This is a genomic window from Rhodococcus sp. (in: high G+C Gram-positive bacteria), assembly GCF_049591685.1.
Classification (GTDB): Bacteria; Actinomycetota; Actinomycetes; order Mycobacteriales; family Mycobacteriaceae; genus Rhodococcoides.
Map to the genome: position 1 here is coordinate 1 of NZ_JBAWFH010000424.1, position 4,323 is coordinate 4,323.

Sequence of the window (4,323 nt, forward strand, 5' to 3'; positions counted from 1 at the left end):
ATGTGGAAGCCATGGGCTACCCCCAAGGCACCGAGTTTAACCGGGCCCCGATGTGGTCCGAACACGTTCTACGACCGGGGTGGCGCGGCGTCGGCGCAGTTCTGGCCGCACCGGACGCTGTGAGTACTTCCTTTCCTGCCGACGCCCCCCTGGTAGCTGTTGCATACGGCTACCGGGGTGCACCCCATCAGTGGTGGCACCAACAGGTGAAGGAGGGTCTCGCGCGAACGGGGAACAGCGACGAACACATCGATTCCGTCTTGTCCGACTACTTCGAACTGACGGAACTGCACGTGTCACCCAGGGTGCAAGGTCATGGCATCGGTGGGTCGCTGGTTCGTCGACTGCTTGCCGGCCGGGCGGAAGCACGTGTTCTACTCTCGACGCCCGAGGTCGCGGGTGAAAACAATCGGGCGTGGCGACTGTATCGGCGACTGGGGTTCGGCGACGTTCTGCGCGACTTCACCTTCGCGGGCGACCGGCGTCCGTTCGCCGTCCTCGGTCACGAGCTCCCGCTCGACTCGACGCATTCCGGGCGTGCCTCGAACGACCTATAGCCTGGAGCGGTGATCGACGTTGTGGTTGTGGGCTCCGGCCACAATGCCCTTACCGCTGCCTGCTATCTCGCCGAGGCAGGCCTGTCGGTCGAAGTTCTCGAACGCGATTCGATCGCGGGCGGCGGAGTCTCGACGGCCGAGAGATTCCCCGGCCATCGCGTCGATCGTGGATCGTCCGCCCACATCATGGTTCGCCACACCGGCGTCATCGAAGAACTGCGCCTCGCCGAGCACGGCCTCCGCTACGTCGAATGCGACCCCTGGGCCATCGCGCCGGGAGCACCGAACACCGACCAAGCCGCCATTGTCTTCCACCGCGATGTGGATGCGACGTGTGCGTCGATTGCGCGCTCCTGCGGATCCGCCGACGCCCGTGCCTATCGACGCTTCGTCGACAAGTGGGGCCCGCGCAGTGCGCGCACGATGAGATCGTTCTCGGCGCCGCCCACCGCGCCCAACCTGCTTCGCGCATTCTGGGGTCTCGACGCCCCGAACGGCGGCGGTGCGCTCTCGCGTGAGTTCTTGACCACCGGCGACGCGTTGCTGGACGAACTGTTCGATTCTGAGCGGCTCAAAGCGGCACTCGCGTGGTTCGGTGCGCAGTCCGGCCCACCGATGTCCGAGCCGGGGACCGCTCCCATGGTGGGGTTCGCCGCGTTGATGCACACCCTTCCTCCCGGTCGTGCCGTCGGCGGCAGCGGCGCGTTGACCGAGGCGCTCATCGCAAAACTTCTCTCCTGCGGTGGGCAACTCGCGGTCGGCGACGCGGTCGAGGCCTTGGTTCCCGAACGCGATGCGTGGACGACGCGCACCACGAGCGGGCGCGTCATCCGCAGTCGCAGGGTCGTTGCGGGCTGCCACGTCCTTACCACGCTCGATCTGTTGGCGGCAGGCGGCCACAACGCGCGGCAGATCGAGTCCTGGCGTCGGGGCATTCGCGTCGGACCCGGCATGGGAATGGCTGTGCGGTTGGCCACATCCGCTCTCCCCGCCTATTCGAGCGCCTCCCAATCCGCACCCGGAACCACCGGCCTGCAGCTGCTCGTCCACGACCGCGCTCAGCTGCGTCTGGCCCACGGCAATGCCGTTGCGGGCGAATTGCCACCGACGCCCGCGGTGTTGGCGATGTCGTTCACTGCGATCGAACCGAGCGTTGCCCCCGCAGGAGAGCATCAGATATCGCTGTGGTCACAGTGGCATCCGTTCGCACCGTCCGGCGGCAGGCGATGGCGCACCTCCGACACCGAGGTGCGCGCGAGCGACCTTGCCGAGCACGAGGCCGACCGTATCGTCGAAGAGGTGGAGAAATACGCCCCAGGTTTCCGCGAGTCGATCCTGCACCGTCACGTGCAGTCTCCCGCGGACATCGAACGAGAGCTCGGAATGATCGGCGGCAACATCATGCACGTCGAGATGTCACTGGACCAGATGATGATGTGGCGACCGACACCGGCGTTGAGCGATCACCGCGTGCCCGGTGCTCGCGGTCTGTATCTGACGGGGGCATCCACCCACCCGGGTGGAGGGGTGTCCGCTGCCAGCGGCCGCAGCGCTGCCCGCATCGCGTTGCGTGACGCAGGTGCAGGCAGAGTCCGGCGATGGATCGGAGAACGCCGCCGATGAGGAAAGTCATCGTCGTTCTGGCCGGCTGCGCCATCGCTGCGCAGATCGTGTATCCGCTCGTCACCGGCTCGACTCGCGACATGGTCACCGTGGCCGTCGTCGCGTTTCTCGCCGCCGCGGCGATCACGCACGCCGTCGTCGCGCGAGGACCGAAGTGGGCGTCGGTGCTGTTCGTCGGCACCGCCGGGCTCGGCCTTATCGCCGAGATGATCGGCACTGCCACCGGCTTTCCGTTCGGCAGCTACTACTACGCCACCGACCGCCTCGGACCCGACCTGTTCGGCGTGCCCGCGGTCGTTCCGTTGGCGTGGACGGCAGGCTTCTATCCGGTGTGGTGCGCCGTCACCCACATTCTCGAACGAACGGCCACCTCGACGGCCAAGGCCTCGGCTCAGCGAATTCTTCTGACCTCCGTCGGCATGGTCGGGTGGGACCTGTATCTGGACACCCAGATGGTCACCGACGGGCAGTGGACGTGGACATCACCGATCGCCGGCCTTCCGGGACTGCCGTCCATCCCGGTGAGCAACTATCTGGGTTGGTTTCTCGTCGCGCTCGTCATGGCCACGATCGTCGAAGCCGCGAGCCGGAAGTTCGGGCTGGGCCTCGAACCCCGATCCGACAGATCGCCCGCCGAGGCACGCCACATTTCGGACGTCGCGCCGCTGGGACTGTTTCTGTGGACCTGGCTCGGTTCGGCGCTCGCCCACTCCGTCTTTCTGTCCGGACCCGAACTGCGGTACTCGGCGATCTACGGTTTCGTCGTCATGGGTGTGGTCGGCTTCCCGCTGGTCTGGACATGGGTCGCCCGCACCCGAGAAACAACTCGGACAACGCGACTCGCCTGACCACTGCCACGGCGCCGGACGAACGCCGTGTCTGGCACGATGTCGCTGTGCAGTCGACAATCCGTGAAGGTAGGTCCCGTAACCGTCGCCGACTGGTGTCCGCGCTCGCGCTGACCCTGTTGGTCGCTCCCCTGTTGACCGGGTGCCTTCGCGCTCAGGTGTCGATGGGCGTCTCGGCGGACGACCGGGTATCGGGCCAGATCGTCGCAGCCACGATTCCCACGTCCGAGTCGGACACCGGGCCCGTGTTCGAGGCGCCCTCGTCGCTCGCCGACAAAGTGCGGATCGACGAGTACGCACAAGACGGTTACGTCGGGACCGAAGCAAGGTTCAGCGACCTCTCGTTCGGCGACGTTCAGACGCTCGGCCAGATGTCCGAGCAGGCAACGGGCAGTTTTCAATTGGTGCTGCAGCGCTCCGGTGACACGGTCACCCTGGACGGCAAGGTCGATCTGCAGTCCGTCCCACTTCAGGGCACCGACGTTCAGTTCACGATCGCATTCCCCGCACGGATCGGAACGACCAACGGAACGCGCGATGGCGACAACATCATCACCTGGAAGCTCCCCGCGGGCGAGGTGTCCACCATGCGAGCCGAGGTGAGCTACGCCGACCCCAATACGCGCAGCTTCGCCGGGTGGGCGGGCATCGTCGGAGGCGTGACCGTCGGGGTCGCCGCCATCGTCGGCGCCATGGCGTGGGTAACCCGCAACCAACCGGTTCGTCGACGCGAAACGGCTGCGTGAGCACAACTTCCCGGATCGCTCGGCGCGCGACCGCGGCGGGCGCGGTGATGTCGATCGCGGCAGCCTGCATGTCGATCGCGAACGCCCTCACCATGCCGACTCTGACCCGCCCCAGGCGCAGCGTCGCCGACCGTGTCGTGGTCTGTGTTCCCGCGCGCAACGAAGTCACGACGTTGCCGGCGTTGATCGGCGACCTTCGCGCCCAGTCCGGGTGCCCGAATCTTAGGGTGATCGTGCTCGACGACGGGTCCTCCGACGGCACGTACGAGGCAGCGGTGACGGCGGCGGGAGAGGATCCGCGATTTCACGTGATCCGCTCCGACGTCGAACCTCCCCCAGGCTGGACCGGGAAAGCCGCAGCGTGCCACAGGCTGGCGCAATCGGCCCTGGCCGAACCCGCCGACCACATCGCCTTCGTGGACGCGGACGTTCGTCTCGATCCGGCGGCGGTCGCGGCCGCATCGGAGACACTCGGCACCCGCGACGCCGCTTTGGTCAGCCCCTGGCCTCGTCAGATCACGGGCAGCCCGGCCGAGACGCTTGTCCAGC

5 protein-coding genes are annotated in these 4,323 nt (G+C 66.9%); all 5 read left to right on the forward strand.

Annotated features, from left to right (window positions below; all coding sequences use genetic code 11):
* Nucleotides 1-557 (forward strand): GNAT family N-acetyltransferase (locus WBQ44_RS17995; RefSeq protein ID WP_495568037.1); only part of this gene is annotated, 557 nt, incomplete at its 5' end.
* A 9-nt stretch (nucleotides 558-566) separates the two neighbouring features.
* Nucleotides 567-2,180 (forward strand): phytoene desaturase family protein, encoded by a 1,614-nt coding sequence (locus WBQ44_RS18000; RefSeq protein WP_495568038.1) that lies wholly within the window; start codon nucleotides 567-569, stop codon nucleotides 2,178-2,180.
* Nucleotides 2,156-3,028, forward strand: coding sequence for a carotenoid biosynthesis protein (locus WBQ44_RS18005; protein ID WP_495568039.1), 873 nt, complete (start codon nucleotides 2,156-2,158; stop codon nucleotides 3,026-3,028). The genes WBQ44_RS18000 and WBQ44_RS18005 overlap by 25 nt, the downstream gene beginning before the upstream one ends.
* A 47-nt stretch (nucleotides 3,029-3,075) precedes the next feature.
* Nucleotides 3,076-3,774, forward strand: a complete 699-nt coding sequence (locus tag WBQ44_RS18010) for an LppM family (lipo)protein (protein ID WP_495568040.1) — start codon at nucleotides 3,076-3,078, stop codon at nucleotides 3,772-3,774.
* A partial coding sequence (locus tag WBQ44_RS18015) for a glycosyltransferase family 2 protein (protein ID WP_495568041.1) occupies nucleotides 3,771-4,323 on the forward strand: 553 nt, incomplete at its 3' end. The genes WBQ44_RS18010 and WBQ44_RS18015, both read left to right, overlap by 4 nt.

Excerpts from the sequence above, each read along its gene's own strand:
- WBQ44_RS18005 (WP_495568039.1), top strand. The coding sequence starts at position 2,156 with ATGGATCGGAGAACGCCGCCGATGAGGAAAGTCATCGTCGTTCTGGCC.